The sequence below is a fragment of the Sphingobacteriales bacterium genome (assembly GCA_016711285.1).
Classification (GTDB): domain Bacteria; phylum Bacteroidota; class Bacteroidia; order Chitinophagales; family UBA2359; genus JADJTG01.
Window position 1 is genome coordinate 257857 of sequence record JADJTG010000010.1, and the last position, 22033, is coordinate 279889.

The following is a 22033-nucleotide window of genomic DNA, read 5'->3' on the forward strand; positions in this document are numbered from 1 at the left end:
TTTTTAAAAAAAACATTTTACAACTCCAACAAATACTGCACCGCCAAACGATAACCCGTCAATCCGCAGCCGGCAATGCAGCCTTTGGCAAAAGGAGCGATATAGGAATGTCGGCGAAAAGTTTCGCGGGCATAGATGTTGCTGATGTGTACCTCCACCACCGGCGTAGTAATGGAGGCTACCGCATCGGCGAGTGCCGGCGAAGTGTGCGTGTAAGCTCCGGCATTGAGTACCACGCCCTGAGCCGAAAAACCTATTTCGTGGAGTTGGTCTATCAATGCCCCCTCGTGGTTGCTTTGAAAATAATGCAAGGATACTTGCGGAAAAGCAGTCTGCAATTCGGCAAAATAATCTTCAAAAGTGCGCGAGCCATAGATATGAGGCTGCCGAGTACCCAGCAAATTGAGATTAGGACCGTTGATGATATAAATCATAAAAAAAAGTGTGCAATGTGCTTTAACGAATAAGTGTAATATTGCCATTTGTATAGCTGCCGCTAAGTTTTGGTTTATGCTTCGGTTTGTGCGGCTTGGCAATGTGTGTGGCTGTGAAGCGTTGGTATTACTTGATTAAGTTTTTAGTGTAAAATTCTGCAAGTTTAGTTTCATAGTTGTCTTTTAATTCTTTTATTACTTTTTCTTTTAGCGGTTCTATATGTTGTAATTTCTCTTTGATGTGATACGGAATAAGCAATTCAGTTAGCCATTTTAAGTCAAAGGTTGTATAGTCATATGTTTCGCAATTGATTAACCAATTATAGTAGTCCGATTTTTTTGAAATTTCTTGAACACTTTCTTGTTTAAAATCCACATTTAAGTAAGCGAGGCAATCAATGAAGTAGTAACCTCTAAAATTCTGAACCTTCCATTTTCCGTTATCTTGTTTAATGTCGTATGGTGAGCAACTTTCAACCACACTTTCAATGAAACTTTTTAAAAGGTTTGGCTTTTCGTCTTTAGTGAAAATGCCTTTAAATGCTGCTTTTATATAAAAGTCAGCATCAAATTTACTTTCTAAATATTCAACAGCTTTTTGTTTGATTGCTTGTTTTCCTGTTTCATTAGCAATATTCCACGCAGCAAAAATTTGCTTTGTGTTGTGAACTCTGTTACACTTTTTACAAGCTGTTGTAACACTGTTGAACAATTTTTCAAAAAATGCTTTGTCATTTTCATTCAAAACAAAATTAGCCTTCTTAAATGCTATATCACTAATTGATTCAAGAACACCATCACCCGAATTGTGGTGTTTATCGTCACATGTTAGTTCAATAATTTTTTTAATTTGCTCTGATGAAAATATTTGAATTTTTATTTCAAGAAATTTTATTGCATAAGTCCAATTATTGTAATCAAAGTCTTCTGCAACTCGTAAATAATTTACAAATGGTTCTGTTATCGGTTTTAATTCTTCATCTGATAGTTCTGCTTTTGAAAGTAACAACATTATTTTATTGAAAATAAAACGAAGCGACTGACGATAAGATGAAAAGTAATCTTGTTTTAAAATATCATCATTAAAATTAATGCTATCCCAAATACCAGTCGTATATTGAAATGTAAAGAAATTTGTAATTGTGCTAATGAAACTTTGCTTTTCACTATCAATAATTGGAATTCTTTGAATTTTATACTCTTTGAAAAGTTTTTCCAACTTCTTTTCTTCAACAAAGAAGAACATAAATGATAAAAGCAAGCTGTCAAATTCTTTAAATCTGTATTCGTAGCTTTTATCAGTAGTAAAACTGATTAGAATACCTTCAATCCCTTTTGTTATCGCTTGTGTAAATGTGTGAAAATCATCTGCATCGGCAATAATATGGTTATCGGAATAGAAAGCATATAAAATATAAAGTTCTTCCAATAACAAATTAATTTCATTTGGATCCCAACTTGTCCTGCCATTTGCATAGAGTTTATTGGTGCTTAAAATACTTTCAAATTGCTCATCAATAATTTTACGACTCCAATTCAAATAATGTTTTTCTTTTACCTTAATTAGTTCGTCCCTCAATTCAACAGGGATTGAAAAATCATTGATTGTATTATACAAATCAATTTCATCAATTTTCGGAAGTATCTGTTTGCTTTCGCTTTGCCACCAAGGCGAATAAATAGAATTACGAATTTGTTTTATGTTGTAAAGCGACAAAAAGTGAATAGCAGAATTATTTTGATTTTTACTTTTTTCAGCAACACTATTTAAAATTTGCCAACCTTTAACGTGTTCGCCAAGTTTACACAAATAATAGCCTTCGGCTAAGGCTTCGTCAAGATTTTCCGAATGTGCAATCGCTTTGCCTTTTAAGTCTGCAATAAGCTCTTTTATTCTAAATTTACGAAATTGACAAGACGAGCAATTACAATTACTATCGTAAGATATGACTTTGATTTTATGATGTTCAATTTCTGTGTATTTTTCTCTGTAACATATACATTGAATTAAACATTTATTGAGAATGAGGAAAATTTCTTTTAATTTTTCTTCATACGGTTTTAACGATTCATCGCTAATTGTAACAACTGTGTTTTCAACTTTTACTTTTTGCAAAAGTTCGTGAATCGCTTTATTGCTTGTTTTGAGGCAGTAATTCGAATAAGAACCGAGATAATGTATTTCGTTATTGAAAATTGGAAGGTCAGCAATTGTTCTTGGGTGAATACAATTAAATCCTTCAAATAATCTTAGATATTCTAAAATTTGGTCAACCAGATGAAGGTCTTTATTAGGTTTAAATGAATCGCTCTTAATTTTTGAATTCGAATAATTTCCATTTGTGTCGTTTTTTAATTTAATTGGATCAAGGTCGGAAATAATAAAATTATAAATGGGTCTGATTTTGTCGTAGGAGTCAAATTTGTCTTTTAGCGTTTGAAAAATTGTGGTGTAATCGTGAAAAACAATTGTAACGCCATATTTTAATAAAGCGTTTACATCATATTTAAACAATATTTCTCTATCAATGATTATAAAGTGAAGTTCTTTATAGTGTTCATATCTCTTTTTTTTAATAAAATGATTTATTGTTGTTTCTACCTTAGGCTTATCATCCCTTGCCGTTACTAGAACACATCTTTTACCTTATATATCGTGTAGATCACTTGTTTCGTTATATGCACTTTCAATTTTATCTTTTGAAAGATTAAATCCGAAAAGTAAATTGAACAAATTACGAAAAAACCCTTCTCCATTAACAGCACCGTCATTAAGATTGCATTTAGTTCTCATCTTTATGCCATCAACATAATGACGAAATATTTTATCTATTTCATCTCGTAAATTTTCAATGTTGGTTAGTGCCATAAACTAATATTTTATTTTTTTTAAAAATCGTTTTATTGAATAGTTGTCTGAATTATGGGATTTGTTTGGTTGCAGCCATCATATTGATAACTCCATTCTTTTTCACTAAATTCATTTAGTTTTAAAACAATAATATCACTTTGACCGCTATTTTGTTCATATCCTGCTACAATATAGCCATTATCTGTACATTGACGAGCAGAAAATAATACTTGGTTTCCAGCTTTATTTATAGTTTTGCTGAACGTAATTTGTGCGGATAGCTCGTAATAGCTTAAAAGAATTAAACTAAAGATTAAAAAATGCCTTTTCATAGTTTTTATGGTGTGGTAAATGAATAAACAAATATACATTTAAAATACTAACCGATGAAATTTCTCTATAAAATTTTAATGGGGGAACACCCCAATAATACCATATTCTTTTTTAATTTCCATAATGTTCGCCACATCAACCGTTTCCTGAAACGACAAATACCCATATTACAGCAACGCGGTAATAAGAATATTTTAGTAGATGTGGGAGCAGGAAAAAGCCCTTATTATCCGTGGTTTAAGAATTACCTGCAAGAATATGTAGCCATTGATGTAGAAGGTGCGCTGCCCGCACAAGAAAACCGCCCAATGGTACGACAAATTAGTGCTTTTGCTGAAAAACTGCCCTTGCCCAACGATTACGCAGACATTATTTTATCCAATCAGGTATTGGAGCATGTGATAGATCCGGTACAAGCGGTGCAAGAAAAATTCAGAATACTCAAAAGTGGCGGTATCTACATTGGCTCTGTGCCACATTTAAGTCCTGTGCATTTAGAGCCTTATGATTTTCGCCGTTTTACAGATTTAGGCGTGAAGCAATTATTAGAAAACGCGGGATTCATCAACATAAAAATAGAAGGAAGTGGCGGTATTTACACCGCTATTGCCCTAATTTTATCAATGGACTGGATGCTTTCCAAGCGAAAAGACGGCAAAGAACAAAAATTTTCGGCGGTGCGTGCTTTGTTGCTATCGCCTTTAGTAGCTTTTTTAAATGTATCTTCTTTAATTTTGGATAAAATATTGGGTGATAAAAAAAGAAGTCCCGCTAATTTATGCTGGACGGCTTATAAACCTTAATGATATATCTGTAAAATCCGTATTATCTCCATTTTCCATGCGCATCGACATCATCACCGTACTGCCCGAACTGCTGCAAAGCCCTTTGCAACATTCTATCCTCAAACGCGCCCAACAAAAAGGGTTGCTACAAGTAGAAGTGCATAATTTGAGAGATTATTCGCTGCAAAAACAAAAACAGGTAGATGACTATGCTTTTGGCGGCGGTGCGGGTATGGTGCTTATGATAGAACCCATTGAACGATGTATCAGCCACCTCCAAAGCCAACGTCCCTACGACGAGGTCATTTACACCGCTCCCGATGGCGAGTTGCTCACACAACCGCTTGCCAACCGCCTGTCGCTGCTTCGGAATATCATCATTTTATGTGGGCACTACAAAGGCATTGACGAGCGCGTGCGGCAGCATCTCATCACCCGCGAAATATCCATCGGTAGTTATGTGTTGTCGGGCGGCGAACTGCCCGCTTTGGTACTCGTAGATGCACTGGGGCGTTTAATTCCGGGCGTACTCAACGACGAAACCTCCGCCCTCTCCGACTCCTTTCAAGACCGCCTCTTGGCTCCGCCGGTTTATACACGCCCCGCCGACTACAAAGGCTGGCAAGTGCCGCCGATTTTGTTATCGGGTCACGAAGCCAACATAGAAGCGTGGCGATACGAACAAAGTGTGCAGCGCACCCAAGAACGCCGCCCCGATTTGTTGGAGGAAGCTTGAGGAATTTTTAGTTTTTAATAACAAACGGTAGTGTTCAGACGCTTATAATTGCTGCGTGATAAGATCAAAAATCTCGTTCCAGGCGGTGAGCATCGGATTGATAGTAGCAAAACGCACAATTATTAAATCTTTCTGCGGATATATATAGATGTATTGTCCGTACAAGCCCATTGCTGTAAAACAGCCGTTATTTTCCGACCACAACTGATTTTTATAATTCGGAAAACGCCCGCGCGAGCAGGTAGAGCGGTCAAAAGTTTCGTTTATCCAACCTTCGGGAATTACTTGTTCGTTGCCGTATTTGCCGCGATGCAGCAGCAGTCTGCCGAATTTGGCAAAATCGTGTGTGCGTGCCTGCATACAGCAAAATGCTTTGACATTATGATTGACGGGGCTGTCGTAGCTCCACAAAAGCGGAAATTCCGCACCGATTTTTTTCCAGATTTTTTCTTCAAAATAGTCGCCCAATGTTCTGTTAGTGGCGCGTTCCAAAACCCAACCGAGCAATTGAGTATTGCCATTTTCGTAGCGAAAATCGCTGCCTGCCGGAGTCCGTACACTCATTTTGTGGAGCATATCGGTTAAGTCGCGCGAGTAATAAAGCGTTGCCGAAGGCGGAAAACGAATACCCGAAGTTTGGTTGAGCAAATCCTGCAATGTTACTTCGCTGAAGCGTTCGGCATCTATTTCCGGCAAAAACTCCACCACTTTTTGGCTCATACTGCGGATATAGCCTTCTTCCTGCGCAATTCCCATCAACATACCGATAAATGTTTTGGCTACCGAAAAACTGCTATACCATTCGTTGGCTTGCGCTTTATCAAAATAACGCTCATACAACACTGTATCGTGGCGGATAATCATAAATGCGGTAGTAGGCGAACCCTCTAAATAATCATCTAAACCGATGTCGTCCATCGTGAGATTACTGATACTGAAGTCGCGCATCAAACGGATATTTTTTCCGTAAAAATCAGAACTCGCCTCACCCGCCGAATAAAACTGAAAAGGCGTAGCGGCGGGCTGAATGGTATCTAAAGCAAACTCCAAATAATCATCTACATCGGGCAGGGTATCTTTTACAAAGTCCAACGGCATACAGCCCGAAGCCAAACTCACAAAAAGAGTAATGATAAAAAAACGTTTCTTCATAACTCTGTTTTTTTCATGATAGCGAATAAATGAAATAAAAAAACTACATCGTCGACATTTTTTAAAATATCAAAATATAGTATATCAACGAAAATAACCTACAAAAAGTTGCTTAATTAGAGTTACAATTTTAATATAAAGTCATTGGGTGTCATAGTAAGGTAGTAATTTTTTCGGAATACAGATACCCTGCTTCAATAAAAAGTAACTTATCTTTGCTTTTCTAAAAATGACGAATTTTCAAGACCTGCTGCTGCGCTACCGCCAAGACCCGCGCACCCTCCGCATCACCGAAAACCTAACCGCCGCCGACCAACCGCTTTTTTTGAGTGGTATGGTGGGGTCGCAGGCTGCTTTGGTAGCTGCCGCCGTTTTTTGCAAGTACCCCGCCACCATGTTTTTATTCTCGAAGACAAAGAAACTGCCGCCTATTTTTACAACGACCTCAGCAGCATACTTCCCAACAAAGAAATTTTATTTTTTGCCGACAGCTTCAAAAAATCAGGCTATTTTGACGAAGTGAACAAAAGCAATGTGCTGCTGCGTGCCGAAAGTCTGAGCAAGTTTCTTAACAGCAATCTGAGCGGCGAGCTGTTGGTTACCTACCCCGAAGCCTTATTTGAAAAAGTGGTAAATCCTGCCACCTTACGCCAAAATACACTGCATTTCAAAACAGGTGAATTGTTTGACCGCGAGTTTATTTTGGATATGCTCCACGATTTGGGTTTTGAAGCCGCCGATTTTGTTTTTGAACCCGGGCAATTTTCTTTGCGCGGCGGCATTGTGGACATCTACTCTTTCGGCAATGAACTTCCCTATCGTATCGAACTTTTTGATGATACCATAGAAAGTATCCGCATTTTTGACCCCGCTTCGCAATTATCCGACCGAAAAATCACGCAGGCTACCATTGTTCCCAACGTACAAACGCAATTTGACGGTGGCGAAAAAGCATCTTTTTTAGATATTTTGCCGCCACGCACCGCCGTTTGGATAAAAGATATAGAAGCATTTTTTCACGCCGTTCCGGAATGGGAGCAAAAAGCCCGCGCTAGTTTTTCGACACTTTCTGCTACGCCAGCCGCCGAAGATTATCCGATTTTAAAAGAGGCACCGGAGCAGGTTTTTATTAATTTAGAAACACTCAACAGCGGTTTGTTGCGACATTCGCTGATAGAATTTGGGCAAAAGCAGCAGCTTACAAGTGGTATTGCAGTGCCGTATCACGGTATGCCACAGGCAGCTTTCAACAAAAATTTTGACCTGCTCATCAAAGATTTGAAATTGCACCGCAGCAGTGGCAAAGATAATTTTATCTTTACCGACAATGTGCGGCAGGTGCAGCGTTTGCAGCAGATTTTTAGCGATTTGGGCGAGCCTGAATTATTTCAGCCCGCAATGCTGCCACTGCACGAGGGTTTTGTGGACTACGACCTGCAAGTGGTATGCTACACCGACCATCAGATTTTTGACCGCTATCATAAATATCAGCTCAAAAAAGGTTTTTCTTCGCAAAATGCCCTCACCCTGAACCTGCTGCGCGAATTGCAAAGCGGCGATTTTGTGGTGCATATTGACCATGGTATCGGGCGGTATTCGGGCTTGCAGAAAATAGAAGTAAACGGCAAATATCAGGAAGCCGTGCGCCTTATTTACCGCGATAACGATATTTTGTATGTAGGTATCAACTCTTTGCACAAAATATCTAAATATGTGGGCAAAGACGGCAAAGAGCCGAGCATCAACAAAATCGGCAGCGATGCTTGGGCGGCGGTAAAGCGCAAAACCAAACGGCAGATTAAAGAAATTGCTTTTGATTTGATACAACTGTATGCCAAACGCAAAAGCAGCAAAGGAACGGCTTTTGCGGCTGATACCTACCTGCAAGCCGAGTTGGAGGCTTCTTTTATGTACGAAGATACGCCCGACCAAGAACAAGCCACCATTGATGTAAAACGAGACATGGAAGCCGCTTATCCGATGGATAGGCTGATATGCGGTGATGTGGGTTTTGGGAAAACGGAGATTGCGGTGCGTGCCACCGCCAAAGCCATAGCTGATGGCAAACAAGTGGCTATTTTAGTACCCACCACCATTTTGGCAATGCAACATTTTAAAACGTTCAGCGAGCGTTTTAAAAATTTTCCGGTAAAAATAGACTTTATCAACCGTTTTAAAACCACCAAAGAAAAAAAACAAACATTGGAAAAACTCTCAACAGGCGAATTAGATGTCGTAATCGGCACGCACGGTTTGTTGGGTAAAGATGTAAAATTCAAAGATATAGGATTATTGATTATTGATGAAGAGCAAAAATTCGGGGTGGCAGCAAAAGAAAAACTGCGCAATTTTAAAGTAAATTTAGATACGCTGACGCTGACGGCAACGCCCATTCCGCGCACTTTGCAATTTTCGCTGATGAGTGCCCGCGACCTTTCTACCATCAGCACACCACCGCCCAACCGACAGCCCGTTGTTACGGAATTGATGACTTTTTTACCCGAAAAAATCCGCGATTCCATCTATTTTGAATACGACCGAGGCGGGCAGGTATTCTTTTTGCACAATCGTGTGAGTGATATTGCAGAAGTGGCAAATATGATAAAAAAATATTGCCCTGATGTAGAAGTGGGCGTGGCGCACGGGCAAATGAGCAACGATGATTTGGAAGACCACATGGTGAAATTTGAAAACCGCTACTACGATGTGCTGGTATGTACGAATATTGTAGAAACGGGTTTGGATATTCCGAATGCCAACACCATCATTATCAACAATGCCCAGAATTTTGGTCTCAGCGACCTCCACCAACTGCGCGGGCGCGTGGGCAGAAGCAACAGAAAAGCCTTTTGCTACCTGATTACACCGCCCTTGTTTACGCTTTCTGACGACTCGCGCAAGCGGCTACGCACTATTGAGCAATTTTCGGATTTGGGCAGCGGCTTCCAGATTGCGATGAAAGATTTGGATATTCGCGGGGCAGGTAATCTGTTGGGGGCGGAGCAAAGCGGATTTATCAACGACATCGGCTACGAAACTTATATGAAAATCCTCGACGAAGCCCTGCGCGAACTCAAGGAAACCGAATTTGCCGAGGTGTTCAAAGAAGAACTCGCCGCCAACCCGTTTTTTGTACGAGATTGCCAAATAGACAGCGACTTTGAAATGCTTATTCCCGATGAATATGTGCGCAGTGTGCCGGAGCGTTTGGCTCTTTATACGCGCTTGGACAATACCAAAACCGACAAAGATTTGGATAAATTCGCTGCTGACTTGCAAGACCGCTTTGGCAAATTGCCGCCGCAAGTACACGAATTATTCAATGCAGTACGCCTGCGCTGGGTGGCCACTCGTCTGGGGTTTGAACAGTTGCTGCTCAAAGGCGGAAAAATGCGCTGCTATTTTCTCAACAATCAAAATTCCGCTTATTTCTCATCGGATACTTTTGGCAAAGTGCTGGAGTTTGTAAAGCACAACTCGCATATTGCCACCCTAAAACAAAGCAACAACAGTTTAATTTTAATTTTTGAGGGTGTAAAAAACATGCGTCATTCCCGCGAGTTTTTAGAGGCAATGGAGCAGTTCGGCAACGAAGCGACAGAGTAAGAATTATAAAACAACAACCTTTTTGTTTATACTAAAATAATTTATTTATTGCGTATTTTTGTCACCTATATGCTAAGGCTCATTCTTCTTCGGTTTGGGAAATAAAACGGGGGGGGGGGGGGGGGGGGGGGGGGGGTGGGGGGGGGGGGTTTGGTGGGGGGGGGGGGTGGTGTGGGGGGGGTTGGGGGGTGTGGGCGGGTGGGTTGGGTAGGGGTGTTTGTTTCAAAACCGTACACTGTGCGCTTTTTTAACAACCTTTGCTGTTCGCGATACAAAGACTTAAATCAGTGTGTTTTTATGCTAGTAGCCAAAAACCGCCCTGGGGGGAAAAAAAAGTGGGCGTTTACGTCGGTGAAAAAATCCCCGTTATAAATAAGATAAGGATAAAATATTTCATAAATTAGGATAATTTTTTTGTCTTTTTTGTTCTAATTAATTAGAAATTATTTATTTAAAATAAAATAATGGAAATAAAATAAATATATACATTCGTGATTAAATAAAAACCTTTTAAAGGATGTTTTTTTTTTTTTTATCAAAATCTAAATTTTTTAACCACCCACCAATTTTTTGCGCAGCAGATATTCAGCAATCTGAACGGCATTGGTAGCAGCACCTTTGCGCAGGTTGTCGGCTACTATCCACATATTGAGGGTTTTGGCTTGGCTGTCGTCGCGGCGCAAACGCCCCACAAACACTTCGTTTTTATCCTTTGCCAAAATAGTCATCGTATATTTGAGGGTGGCGGGGTCGTCCAACAATATTACTCCTTTAGTTTTTTGGAGTATCTGCCGTACCATATCCAAACTAAACTCGCGGCGGAAAGTGGCATTTACGCTTTCGGAATGCCCGCCGATTACCGGCACACGAACGGCGGTTGCCGTGATGCCAATGCTGTCATCTCCGAGTATTTTGCGTGTTTCATTCACCAATTTCATCTCCTCTTTCGTGTATCCGTTATCTGCAAATACATCGCATTGCGGAATACAGTTCAAATCAATTTGATAATGATAAGCACGATCAATTTTAGGATTTCCTTCGCGCTCATCAAATAATTGTTGCACTGCTTTTTTGCCAGTACCTGTAACCGATTGATAGGTAGAAACCACCAATCGTTTGAGGTGATATTTTTTGTGCAGCGGATACAAAGCCATTACCATTTGAATGGTAGAACAGTTGGGGTTAGCGATAATTTTGTCATCTGCCGTGAGCAAGGCGGCATTGATTTCGGGTACGATGAGTCTTTTGTCGGGGTGCATACGCCACGCCGAAGAATTATCAATGACCGTAGTGCCAATGGCGGCAAAGCGCGGAGCCAACTCCAACGAAGTGCTGCCGCCCGCCGAAAAAATAGCAATATCGGGGCGTGCTGCCAGTGCTGCTTCTACCGAACGCACCGTATATTCGCGTTTCTTAAAAATAACGCGCTGTCCTACCGACTTTTCCGAAGCTACAGGAATAATTTCTTTCACGGGAAATTTTCGCTCTTCTAATACCTGCAACATAATGCGCCCTACCAAACCGGTAGCACCTACAACTGCAACTTTCATAATTTTTTGAGTTAAAAAAACAAGATTTGGAATGAATGATGAAAAAAAACAGCAAGTCCGATATTTAATAACAAAAAACCGAACCTGCTGCTATATAATTTATTTTATTATAATATAAACGTATGATTAATTATTGTACTTTAAATTTCTTGCTGTCATTGATGGTAATATTGCCATATTTATCAATAGCTGCCACCAAAATGGTATAATTACCCACCAATATGGGAGCTTCAATATTTTTACTCAAGGAATAAGAATTTACGTCTCCTGCATCCAATACATAATTATCTACGATACTACTATTATCATTTCTGATAAATTGCACTACTACTTTATGGACACCTGTGTTATCAGTAATTGTGCCAAATACACTGATAGTATTGCCGGGTCCAACAGTAACATTATCTGTGGGCGGTTGCGTAAGAACGATATTAGGCATTGCCGTATCGGCAGTATTTGTAACAAGCAAATCAAAAATTTTGGTAGCAGCCGTTTTGCCTGAAGCATCAGTGGCACCTATCGTTACAGTATATACACCTGCCGTTATATTGGCGGGTATTTGCAAAGTTTCATTGCCTTGAAACTCTGTAATAGTAGCCGTTACATTGTGTGTTTTGGAATAGGAATATACCTCTAAAGGAGCTAAAGAACTATCGGAAGCATAAGTAATCTTTATACTAACGGTAGCTACATCTACATCATCATTAACGGTATATTGCAAAGATTGAGTTGTACCGGTACTGACAGCCAAAGCATTATCCGTCAATGGCGTATTTACAGTAATAGTAGGTGCTGTCACATCTTCCGTTTCCTCGGTACAAGAGGCAAAAAATAATCCGAAAACAATGAAAAATGTGCACAGTTTTTGTAAGTTGTTCATAATTACAGAAATAAATGTGTTTTGGTGGATTAAAATATTCAATAATTTAGGTAAAAATCTAACTATATTTGTGGCGAAATTATAAATCTTTCGTCACATTCAAGCCATATAACTGTATTTTGGTATAAAAAGTTACAAAAGACTCTAATTTTAAAAACAAAGAACATCTGAAAATTTAATTTTATCATCAATGACTCAAAACAGAACTCCCTGGTGTACATGGGCACTGGCAGGTTGGATGATTTTTGCCACCTTTTGGTATGTGTGCAAAATCTTGAATTTATGTCCCTTTAATTTTGGCGGCAACTCCGCCCCTATTGCCACCACAGCACCCGCCGCCGAAACCACCAACACCGCCGTCGCAGCGACTCCTGCTTCTTACGACCTCACCATTCAGGACGACACCCTGCGTGTATCCTCCGCCGACAATCTCTACTTCCGCCGCTCCGGAGCCAATCCCTCCATTCCGGCAAGCGTAAACGGCATCTATCGCCGCGTAGTGGATTATTTGAACGGCAGCAAAAGAGGTATCACTCTCACCGGCGTATATAGCAAAGATGAAACCAACACGACCACTTTTCCAAATCTGGGAATCGCTCGCGCTGAAGGCGTAAAAGGTCGCCTGATAACGCTCGGATTAAGCCCCGACCGCATCAAAACCGAAGGGCGCGAAGTGGATAATCTCAACTTCAATGACGAACGTTTAATGGGTGGTATTGTATATGGTTTTCACGATTATATCGGCACTGCCGCCGCCGCCAACGATGCGGAGCGTTTGAAAACCGCCGAGCAAGCCCTCAATATCGGACCTAAATATTTATATTTTGAAACCGGCGAAAATAACCTCGCTTTTGATGCAGAAACTGAACAGTACATGCAATATTTGTCGTACTATCTGTCGCAAAAACCCAATGAAACCGCCAAAGTTACCGGACATACCGACAATGTAGGTGTGGCAGCTGCCAACCTCAAATTAGGTCAGGAACGCGCCGATTTCGTAAAAGCTTATATGAGTACGTTGGGAATTCCTGCCGAAAAAATTACGGCTACTTCCAAAGGAATTACACAACCTATTGCTCCCAACGATACGCCGGAAGGCAGACAAAAAAATCGCCGCGTAGAAATTAATATCAAATAATATTTGTCAGTTTTTTCAAAAAATTTAAATACAAACAAAAAATTATACCATTTATTATATGCTTTTATCTTCATCTTTATTCATTTTATTGGCAATGGCAGTAGCTGCCTTTTTGGGCTGGTGTATCGGTAGAAGAACTACCGTAAATGAAGTAGCTGCTACCGGAAGCACAGGTACTACTACCGCCAAAGTGGTTGCCGCCGCCGCCGCCGACCACACCAAATATGTATCTATGTACGAAAGCAAAGTACACGAATACGAAAGCCTTCAAAAAAAATACAATGACCTGAATTTAAAATATAAAAACGCCGCCGAAGGCAACCAGAAAACAGGTGAAATCAGCAGCGAACTCGAAGATGCAAAATCTAAAATGGTGCAATTGCGGGCTTCTTTTGAGCAAAAAGAACGCGAATGGAATCAACAACAAAACCGCTATGCACAGGTAGAGAAAGAACTCGACACTGCCAAAAGCTACAAAGTACAATATGAAGATGCTTTGCGCCAAATGCAGGATTTAGACCGCAACAATGCACGCTTCCGCTCCGAAATAGAACGCCTCAATGCCGCTATCTCCGACCAACCCAATGCCGTGGTAGCTGCCGCTCCGGTTATTACGCATACCGTGGTGCAATCGTTAGACGAAGAAGTGCAAGCCCACAACCAGCGTTTGATGGCAGATTTGAATAAATTACAACAGGAATTCTTGCGTTTGAGCAGCGATTATAAAAACCTCAACGACAACTACGATACCATCAAAAAATCAAAAGTAGAAGCTGCCGCACAAATAGATACCCTGAATACCGAAGTGCGCAATTTGAAAAATGAGCTCACCCGCTCCAAAGCTGCAGGTACTGCTACCATCGACAGTGGTTTGATGAATCAAATTGAAGAGTGGAAGAAAAAATACGATACCCTTGCCCTTGCACACCAGTCGTGTGGAGCAGAAATCGCACGCCTCCAACAAGAAAAACAAACAGCATTAGCCGCCGCCGCTACACCTGTGGTTGTCGCCGCCGCTCCTCAACAGGAAAATTCTAAAGATGATGATGAGCAAGCTGCTTTGGAACGTGTACGCCAACGCGCCGCAAATATCAATTTTGAGCGTTTGGGCGTGTATGCAGGCGACGACCGCGACGACCTCAAAATTATCAAAGGTATCGGTCCTTTTATCGAAAGAAAACTGAACGCTTTAGGTATCTACAAATTTGTGCAAATAGCGCGTTTCACCTCTGAAGATGAAGATATGGTCAATGAAGCGATTGAGTTTTTCCAAGGACGCATTCGCCGCGACAATTGGGCTGCACAAGCAGTAGATTTAGCAAAAGAAAAAGGTGATTTATAAAAAAGATAATACGTTTTTTTTGAAATTATAAGAAAACAAAAGCAATGAGGTGTCCGCACTTCGTTGCTTTTGTTATTTTTGTGGCAGCGGAATAAAAAATGAATATCGGAATTGATGCAAAACGTTTGTTTTTCAACAGCAGCGGCTTGGGTAATTACAGCCGCCGTTTTTGCAATGCCTTAGCCTCTCAACTTTCTCCACACGATACACACTTTATTCTATATAGTCCCAAAAAAATCCCCCCTTCTCATCATTTTTTAAAAGAAATTTATTTCAATAATTACAGTATCGCCACACCGTACTCGCCGCTGATGCGCAGTTTCGGCGGCGCACTGTGGCGATCGTGGGGTATGCGACAACAATGGAAACACGACCAAATCCAAATATATTACGGCTTGAGCAATGAACTCCCCTTCGGCGAACCACAAACCGACATTCGCGAAGTGGCAATCATCCACGACCTCATTTTTTTGCGTTTTCCGCATTTGTATCCACGCGGCGATGTGTTTTTTTATCGCCACAAAACACAATTTGCCTGCCGCCGTGCCCACGCCCTCATCGCGGCGAGCGAACAAACGCGCCGCGATATTTTAACTTTTTATCCCGATACTCCGCCCGAAAAAATTACTGTCATTCCGCCGGCTTGCGATGCTGCTTTTTATGACACCGACAACAACGCTTCTGTCCCTGCTTCAACTGCTGCTGCTTTGCCGCCGCGCTTTGTGTTGAGTGTGGGAGCTGTTACGCCGCGCAAAAATACAGCGCAAAGTGTGGAAGCCTTTGCCCACATTGCCGATACTTTCGGCGATCTGCACCTGCTTTTGGTAGGAAAAGCAGTGGGTATGGGTGTGCCGTATCAAGAGAAAATTAAAGCCTATATCAAAAGCCGCCATCTGCAACAGCGTGTGCATTGGTTGCCGACGGTGGATAATGCTACTTTGCCGTTTTTGTATCGACAGGCGGTGGCGGTGCTGTATCCTTCGCAAACGGAGGGTTTCGGAATGCCCATCGTGGAAGCCCTGGCAAGCGGCACTGCCGTTATTACCACAGCAGGCGGTTGTTTTGAGGAAGCAGGCGGCGAAGCGGCAGTATATGTACAAAATCCCAACGATGCCCGCGAAATTGCCGCCGCACTGGAGCAGTTGCTTTCTACAGCGCAATTACGGCAACAACACATTATAAAAGGCAAACCCCACGCACAATTATTTACACCCGAAAATATCGCTCGGCGCATTGGTGCATTTCATCAGGCTTTTGTCAATGGATAAAAAATAATGAGAACTGCGTATTAATATTATTGACAAGACAGTACTGTATTCTGATGGATAAAAGCCGAATAGCTATCTGCCTTTTTAGTTAATTTATGGCATAAGCCAATTGTATTTTCAATAATTCTCAATAAAGAATGGCCGTGCTGTCAATTATTTTTTATTCTATTTGTTTAGCATTATTACTTTTAAAACGTATAAATTTTATAAAAAAACAGTACTTTTTGCTATCTTTACAGCACTAAGTAACATTTTATTTTTTTTATGACTTCCGAAATTGTATATCAGGGCGAATTGCGTACACAGGCTACACATGTGCAGTCGGGGCAGCAACTGATTACCGATGCGCCTTTGGATAATCAGGGAAAGGGAGCGGCTTTTTCGCCCACTGATTTGGTGGCAACGGCTTTAGGCTCGTGCATGCTCACTATCATGGGCATTTTTCAGCGCAACCACGATTTGCCTTCCATAGTTGGCACGCGCGTAGAAATTACCAAAATTATGGCTTCGGAGCCGCGCCGCATTGCGGGGGTACAAGTGCATTTTTATATGCCGCCCCATCATTTCAATACCAAAGACCGCCAAAGGCTCGAAAATGCCGCGCGTACCTGTCCGGTGGCATACAGCCTGCACCCCGATATAGCTCAAGATGTGGTATTTCATTGGCAGTAGAAAAACAAAAAAAAGTCCTGAAAGAAAAATATTCTCTTTCAAGACTTTTGCGATAGCTCTTTTTTTCTTTTTATTGCATATCCGAATTAGCAGGCAGTTTCGCTTTGAGTTTCCTTTTGCGTGATTTTTCCGGGGCAACCTTGCTTATGGCAAGAACTCAACACTAAAACTGACAATACAGCTACAAAAGCTAAAAAATTTTTGAAGTTCATAAGAAAAAAATATATTTAATAATAGATGTGTTTTTTTGAAAAACGAGTGCAAAGTTAATTTATTGTACAGTTAAGAAAAAAAATATTTTATTTTGAAAAAAATTCATTTTATCGCCATTGGCGGCAGTGTGATGCACCAGTTAGCTCTTGATTTACAGCATCAGGGTTATGAAGTATCGGGTTCTGACGATGAAATTTACGAACCGTCACGCACCTTGCTCGCTCAAGCCGCTTTGCTGCCCGCCGAAATGGGTTGGTTTCCGGAGCGCATCACCGCCGACCTCGATGCTGTTATTTTGGGAATGCACGCCAAAGCCGACAATCCCGAATTGTTGCGGGCGCAAGCCTTGCAGCTCAAAGTATATGCTTATCCCGAATTTATCTACGAGCAATCTGTACACAAAACGCGGGTAGTGATAGCGGGCAGCCATGGAAAAACCACACTCACTGCCATGATTATGCATGTGCTGCGCTGCTGCGGCAAGCAATTTGACTACTTGGTAGGCGCGCGATTGGAGGGTTTTGAGGCTTCGGTGCAACTGAGCCACGCCCCCCTGATGATCCTCGAAGGCGATGAATATTTTGCCTCTCCAATACACCGCCTGCCCAAAATCCGCTATTATCAGCCGCATATTACGCTGTTGAGCGGCATTGCTTGGGATCATATCAATGTGTTTCCTACTTTTGAAAATTATCTTCAGCAATTTGCCGACTACCTGCAACATCTGCCGCCGCACGCCCACATCGTGTATTCCGGGCGAAGATGAACACCTGCCCGCTTTGGTTCGGCAATTTGCGCCGCCTGCTGCCAGTTGCTATGCCTACAAAACACCGCACTATCGCATAGAAGAGGGCACTTTGATACTGCAAACGGAAATCGGCGAAGTGCCTTTGAAAGTGATGGGCAAACACAATGCCCTGAATGTAGAAGGCGCTCGCAAAGTATGTGCGTGGATAGGTATTGAAAATGCCGATTTTTATGCGGCGATGCGCACTTTTAAAGGGGCAGCCAAACGCTTGGAAACCCTGTTTTCGGGCACACATTGCGCTGTTTTTCGCGATTTTGCCCACGCACCTTCCAAAGTAAAAGCCACCACCGCCGCCGTCAGAGAGATGTTTCCGCAACGCCGTTTGGTGGCGGTTTTTGAGTTGCATACTTACAGCAGCCTCAACGCCGGATTTTTACAGGAATACCGCCACAGCCTCGCCGACTGCGATATCGCCCTCATTTATATAGATGAACAAACTTTTGTGATAAAAAAACTGCCGCCGCTTTCGCACGAAACCATCGCGGCGGCTTTTGAACACCCGCATTTGCATATAGCGGGCAGCAGGGCAGCCTTAGAAGCGGCATTACAGGCAATCGAGTGGAAAAATACCAATTTGCTGCTGATGAGTTCGGGGCATTTCGGGGGCTTGGATTTACAGAAAACAGTAGCTGCTTTTTTTTGACAGCACCCCTGATAAATAACGCTTCCCTCAATGCCGTTTGCGCCGTTTGACATTCGGTTTTGATACTTCCCCGAAGAATCATCAGCGGTATTGCATAGAATTTATTGGGTATTGAAAAAAATTAACTCAATTCCCATTCGGGCTTTTTTCAACACCCCCCGAAGAATCATCATTGGCAAAATAATAACCTTTGAGGCACTCTTTCAGCGGGGCAGCTATGGTTTCGTTATTGCGAATTAAAGACGAATAAAGTGAAAACTTTTTGAGTTTTTTCATACTGCACAATTCTTCTGCAGGAACATAAGACAATGGACTCATTATAGACACCGGCGGGTTGCCTACGCTTAAGTATTCCAAATTTTTCAGCCGACTGATGCCCTCCGGTAAGGTATCTTTAATTGTATATAACACTAAGGATTTCAAAGAACGGATATCATATACCTGCTTAGGAAATTCTTTTACTCCATAAGCCTGCTCTATCTTTAAATGTTCCAAGTGTTTTAATTGCGTAAGGTCTTCAGACAGCGTATCTACTCCAATTAAATGCAACTCTTTTAAATGCTTTAATTCTGTAATACCACGAGGAAGACCGCGCGTTGCACCATCGTACTTTTTATTTTTTAAGTGATAGTCTTCTTCTTCCTTATTGGTAAAGGATAGTTTTTTTATTTTATGTCGTGTCAGTTCTTTGGGCAACACAAATGCTTGTTCTGTTGCGTCTTCATATTGGGTTATACTAAAATTGAGTGTCAGCGTTTCTAAATTATCAATAATTCGCAGCAGATCCTTTATTTCTTTCCACGCTTTTATAGTCATTAAGGAGTCATAAGTCAAAAGCATTGGAGGATCATAAGAGTGATAGGTGGTATCTGTACCTTCATAAACAATACCAATAAAATAATAATACACAGGAAAATTTACATATAGGTGCTTTATATGTTTATAAAATTTTAACGTGTCTTCTATTGGCGGGCGTTCCTCATCTCTTATCCAAATTACTTGCTCACTTTTTTTATCATAATACTGCCATTCCTGACTGCCATCTCGAATGCTAAATGTTATACCAAGGCAATTAGGTGCTTCGCTAAAAGGAACCTCATGTACAAACTGACAATAACAAGGATAATATAAAGAGTCTTTTTGCGATTTATCTTTTTTGTGCTTGCTCTGAGCCTGTATTATTGTAAAATTTATACAATAAAAAACAAACAAGACCATAAAATATACAAAACGGTATTGCATAGTATTTAATAAAATTTAGGGGGTTAGGAAAATACTACTCGCTTAGATGATAAGACTACATGAGTACATTTTTTACAGATATACTCATAATGATAATGGATAGTACCTTTTTCATTAAGTTGTGCATTATAACAAACGTTGTTTTTTCTAAAAAATTTGGAAAAACAGCATTTATTTTTCTGCCTGATTTTGTACAAACTTTAAACAGTTTTAGAAGGTATTTTCTCAAAAATGGCATTAAAAGTTTAAAATTATTTTAAAAATCTCTAAAAAAATCAAAAACAAAGAGCCACATAATCTTTTATCTTTGCGCTTTGTTGTAATACAATATGCTGATACTTCCCACCCCTTTTACCTACTGCAACAGCCTCACACGCTACGAGCGTTGGCGCACCCGCGAAGTGAATATCGGCGGCGTTCCTTTGGGCGGCAACAACCCTATTCGCCTCCAGTCTATGACCACCACCGACACCCTCGATACCGCCGCCACCGTTGCCCAAACCCTGCGTTTGGTACAGGTCGGTTGCGAGTATGTCCGCATCACTGCTCCTTCCATCAAAGAAGCCGAGAATTTAGCCCACATCAAAGCCGAACTTCGCCGAAGCGGTTGTCAAGTGCCTTTGGTGGCGGATATTCACTTTACCCCCAACGCCGCCGAAGTAGCAGCACGCATCGTGGAAAAAGTGCGTATCAACCCCGGCAATTACGCCGACAAAAAAAAATTTGAATTTATTAGTTATGATGATGCCGCCTACGAAGCCGAATTAGAGCGTATCCGCCGCCGCCTGTTGCCACTGCTGCGCATCTGCAAAGAATATGGAACTGCGCTGCGCATCGGCACCAATCACGGCTCTCTCAGCGACCGCATCATGAGTCGCTACGGCGACACGCCAATAGGTATGGTAGAAAGTGCGCTGGAGTTTGTGCGTTTTTGCGAAGCCGAAAATTTTTACGACATCGTGCTGTCTATGAAATCCAGCAATGTGCAGGTGATGGTGCAAGCCTATCGTTTGTTGGTGCAAAAGATGAGGGAAGAAAATATGAATTATCCTTTGCACTTGGGCGTTACCGAAGCCGGAGACGGCGAAGACGGGCGCATTAAATCGGCGGCGGGCATCGGTACATTGCTCGAAGACGGCATCGGCGACACCGTGCGCGTGTCGCTCACCGAAGCCCCCGAAGCCGAAATTCCGGTGGCGGCAGCTTTGGTGCGCCGCTATTCCAAGCGCAACCCGCACAACCCGATTCGTCCGGTGGTGGCGGCACAGCAGCAATATATCCACCCTTTTGAGCATCAACGCCGCAAAACGCATAGCATCGGAAAAATAGGTGGCGAACAAGTGCCGACAGTGGTGGCAGATTTTTCAAAAGAAACCCTTACACACCACAGCCAACTGCAAAGCATCGGCTACACTTATCAGGTGGATTTGGATAAATGGAATATCGCCGAGCAAGCCGCCGACTTTTTATTTTTGGGAGCTGCCGACCCTGCCCTGCCTTTTGAAATTCCGGGTACGCTGCAAAAAGTGGTGTGTTTTGATACATGGAAACAAGCAGCGCAACAAAGCACTTGTATTCCTTTATTGAACATCAGTGAATTGCTGAATACACCGCATTTGTGGACAACACAATACAAATGGGTAATGGCTGACGACCACATTTTAGACGAAAATAGCGAAACCGCCACCGCTTTTTGGGAAGCCTTGCGCCAAGCCCAGCAACATACGGTGTTGGTGCTCCGCAGCGACAATACCCACCAAATGGCGGCATTGCGGCGCATCTGCTTTGAGTTGTTGGAGCGCGGCATCGCCTGCCCGCTTATTTTTAACATCAACTACGCTTATTGCAGTGAAGCCGACTTTGCATTGCACAGTGCCACCGACTTCGGAGCTTTGCTCATTGATGGTTTGGGCGATGGCATTTGGATAGCCGCCGCCAACGCGCCGCGTTCTATACAAAACAGCACCGCATTTGGTATTTTGCAGGCAACGCGCACCCGCATTTCCAAAACTGAATACATCTCCTGCCCTTCTTGTGGGCGCACCTTATTTGATTTGGAAGAAACCACCGCGATGATACGCGCCCGCACCCAGCACCTCAAAGGCGTAAAAATCGGTATTATGGGCTGCATCGTGAATGGTCCCGGCGAAATGGCTGATGCCGACTATGGTTATGTGGGCAGCGGCGTAGATAAAATTACGCTGTATCGCGGGAAAGAAGTAGTGAAACGCAGCATCAACAGCGAACGTGCCGTAGATGAACTCATACAACTAATCCGCGAAGACGGGCGGTGGACAGATGAAGGATAAGGAATGGTATTTGTGGATAAAAAAACAGGTTTCCATTTTCAAAAACTTTGAAAATTCATTAGAAAAAGCCG

At 41.9% G+C, this 22033-nt stretch carries 15 protein-coding genes and 2 pseudogenes; 9 read left to right on the forward strand and 8 right to left on the reverse strand.

Features of this window, described 5'->3' with window-relative positions:
* Positions 1–17 precede the first annotated feature (17 nt).
* The 4 genes from aroQ to IPL35_06840 form a co-directional block, all read right to left on the reverse strand.
* Positions 18–434, reverse strand: coding sequence for a type II 3-dehydroquinate dehydratase (aroQ, locus tag IPL35_06825; GenBank protein ID MBK8443135.1), 417 nt, complete (start codon positions 432–434; stop codon positions 18–20).
* Between the two features lie 127 nt (positions 435–561).
* Positions 562–2949, reverse strand: a complete 2388-nt coding sequence (locus IPL35_06830; GenBank protein ID MBK8443136.1) for a hypothetical protein — start codon at positions 2947–2949, stop codon at positions 562–564.
* 132 nt (positions 2950–3081) lie between these two features.
* On the reverse strand, positions 3082–3303 hold the full coding sequence (locus IPL35_06835) for a hypothetical protein (protein ID MBK8443137.1): 222 nt from the start codon (positions 3301–3303) through the stop codon (positions 3082–3084).
* Between the two features lie 32 nt (positions 3304–3335).
* Positions 3336–3617, reverse strand: a complete 282-nt coding sequence (locus tag IPL35_06840) for a hypothetical protein (protein MBK8443138.1) — start codon at positions 3615–3617, stop codon at positions 3336–3338.
* A gap of 54 nt (positions 3618–3671) precedes the next feature.
* Here IPL35_06840 and IPL35_06845 point away from each other — a divergent pair, with 54 nt between their 5' ends.
* Together IPL35_06845 and trmD are read left to right on the forward strand one after the other, a co-directional pair.
* On the forward strand, positions 3672–4421 hold the full coding sequence (locus tag IPL35_06845) for a methyltransferase domain-containing protein (GenBank protein ID MBK8443139.1): 750 nt from the start codon (positions 3672–3674) through the stop codon (positions 4419–4421).
* A gap of 37 nt (positions 4422–4458) precedes the next feature.
* Positions 4459–5139: a tRNA (guanosine(37)-N1)-methyltransferase TrmD gene (gene trmD, locus IPL35_06850; GenBank protein ID MBK8443140.1), complete on the forward strand. Its 681-nt coding sequence runs from the start codon at positions 4459–4461 to the stop codon at positions 5137–5139.
* A 42-nt stretch (positions 5140–5181) separates the two neighbouring features.
* Here trmD and IPL35_06855 read toward each other — a convergent pair whose 3' ends face one another.
* Entirely contained in the window at positions 5182–6291 is a 1110-nt protein-coding gene (locus IPL35_06855) for a serine hydrolase (protein ID MBK8443141.1), read from the reverse strand.
* Between the two features lie 229 nt (positions 6292–6520).
* Here IPL35_06855 and mfd point away from each other — a divergent pair.
* A pseudogene (mfd, locus tag IPL35_06860) lies at positions 6521–9897 on the forward strand (transcription-repair coupling factor).
* 551 nt (positions 9898–10448) lie between these two features.
* Here the strand turns inward: mfd and IPL35_06865 are convergent.
* Complete coding sequence (locus IPL35_06865) at positions 10449–11447, reverse strand: aspartate-semialdehyde dehydrogenase (protein ID MBK8443142.1); 999 nt, start codon at positions 11445–11447, stop codon at positions 10449–10451.
* Between the two features lie 130 nt (positions 11448–11577).
* Entirely contained in the window at positions 11578–12327 is a 750-nt protein-coding gene (locus IPL35_06870; protein MBK8443143.1) for a DUF4625 domain-containing protein, read from the reverse strand.
* Between the two features lie 190 nt (positions 12328–12517).
* On the opposite strand from IPL35_06870, the gene IPL35_06875 reads away from it, so the two are divergent.
* From IPL35_06875 to IPL35_06895, 5 genes and pseudogenes are all read left to right on the forward strand, one after another.
* On the forward strand, positions 12518–13465 hold the full coding sequence (locus tag IPL35_06875) for an OmpA family protein (GenBank protein MBK8443144.1): 948 nt from the start codon (positions 12518–12520) through the stop codon (positions 13463–13465).
* Between the two features lie 58 nt (positions 13466–13523).
* The gene (locus IPL35_06880) at positions 13524–14807 is read left to right on the forward strand and encodes a hypothetical protein (GenBank protein ID MBK8443145.1); all 1284 of its coding nucleotides are present in this window, start codon (positions 13524–13526) and stop codon (positions 14805–14807) included.
* Positions 14808–14905: 98 nt separating this feature from the next.
* The gene (locus tag IPL35_06885) at positions 14906–16075 is read left to right on the forward strand and encodes a glycosyltransferase family 4 protein (protein MBK8443146.1); all 1170 of its coding nucleotides are present in this window, start codon (positions 14906–14908) and stop codon (positions 16073–16075) included.
* A 264-nt stretch (positions 16076–16339) separates the two neighbouring features.
* Positions 16340–16747 carry an OsmC family protein gene (locus IPL35_06890; protein MBK8443147.1) on the forward strand — a complete coding sequence of 136 codons (408 nt, stop codon included), beginning with the start codon at positions 16340–16342 and terminating at the stop codon, positions 16745–16747.
* A 343-nt stretch (positions 16748–17090) separates the two neighbouring features.
* Positions 17091–18411, forward strand: a pseudogene (locus IPL35_06895) (peptidoglycan synthetase).
* 126 nt (positions 18412–18537) lie between these two features.
* Here IPL35_06895 and IPL35_06900 read toward each other — a convergent pair.
* Complete coding sequence (locus tag IPL35_06900) at positions 18538–19653, reverse strand: hypothetical protein (protein MBK8443148.1); 1116 nt, start codon at positions 19651–19653, stop codon at positions 18538–18540.
* Positions 19654–19982: 329 nt separating this feature from the next.
* Here IPL35_06900 and ispG point away from each other — a divergent pair, with 329 nt between their 5' ends.
* A complete protein-coding gene (ispG, locus tag IPL35_06905) occupies positions 19983–21962 on the forward strand; it encodes a (E)-4-hydroxy-3-methylbut-2-enyl-diphosphate synthase (GenBank protein ID MBK8443149.1) in 1980 nt (659 codons plus the stop codon).
* Positions 21963–22033 lie beyond the last annotated feature (71 nt).

Excerpts from the sequence above, each read along its gene's own strand:
- aroQ (MBK8443135.1), bottom strand. The coding sequence starts at position 434 with ATGATTTATATCATCAACGGTCCTAATCTCAATTTGCTGGGTACTCGG.
- IPL35_06835 (MBK8443137.1), bottom strand. The coding sequence starts at position 3,303 with ATGGCACTAACCAACATTGAAAATTTACGAGATGAAATAGATAAAATA.
- IPL35_06840 (MBK8443138.1), bottom strand. The coding sequence starts at position 3,617 with ATGAAAAGGCATTTTTTAATCTTTAGTTTAATTCTTTTAAGCTATTAC.
- IPL35_06845 (MBK8443139.1), top strand. The coding sequence starts at position 3,672 with ATGAAATTTCTCTATAAAATTTTAATGGGGGAACACCCCAATAATACC.
- trmD (MBK8443140.1), top strand. The coding sequence starts at position 4,459 with ATGCGCATCGACATCATCACCGTACTGCCCGAACTGCTGCAAAGCCCT.
- IPL35_06855 (MBK8443141.1), bottom strand. The coding sequence starts at position 6,291 with ATGAAGAAACGTTTTTTTATCATTACTCTTTTTGTGAGTTTGGCTTCG.
- IPL35_06865 (MBK8443142.1), bottom strand. The coding sequence starts at position 11,447 with ATGAAAGTTGCAGTTGTAGGTGCTACCGGTTTGGTAGGGCGCATTATG.
- IPL35_06870 (MBK8443143.1), bottom strand. The coding sequence starts at position 12,327 with ATGAACAACTTACAAAAACTGTGCACATTTTTCATTGTTTTCGGATTA.
- IPL35_06875 (MBK8443144.1), top strand. The coding sequence starts at position 12,518 with ATGACTCAAAACAGAACTCCCTGGTGTACATGGGCACTGGCAGGTTGG.
- IPL35_06880 (MBK8443145.1), top strand. The coding sequence starts at position 13,524 with ATGCTTTTATCTTCATCTTTATTCATTTTATTGGCAATGGCAGTAGCT.
- IPL35_06885 (MBK8443146.1), top strand. The coding sequence starts at position 14,906 with ATGAATATCGGAATTGATGCAAAACGTTTGTTTTTCAACAGCAGCGGC.
- IPL35_06890 (MBK8443147.1), top strand. The coding sequence starts at position 16,340 with ATGACTTCCGAAATTGTATATCAGGGCGAATTGCGTACACAGGCTACA.
- IPL35_06900 (MBK8443148.1), bottom strand. The coding sequence starts at position 19,653 with ATGCAATACCGTTTTGTATATTTTATGGTCTTGTTTGTTTTTTATTGT.
- ispG (MBK8443149.1), top strand. The coding sequence starts at position 19,983 with ATGCTGATACTTCCCACCCCTTTTACCTACTGCAACAGCCTCACACGC.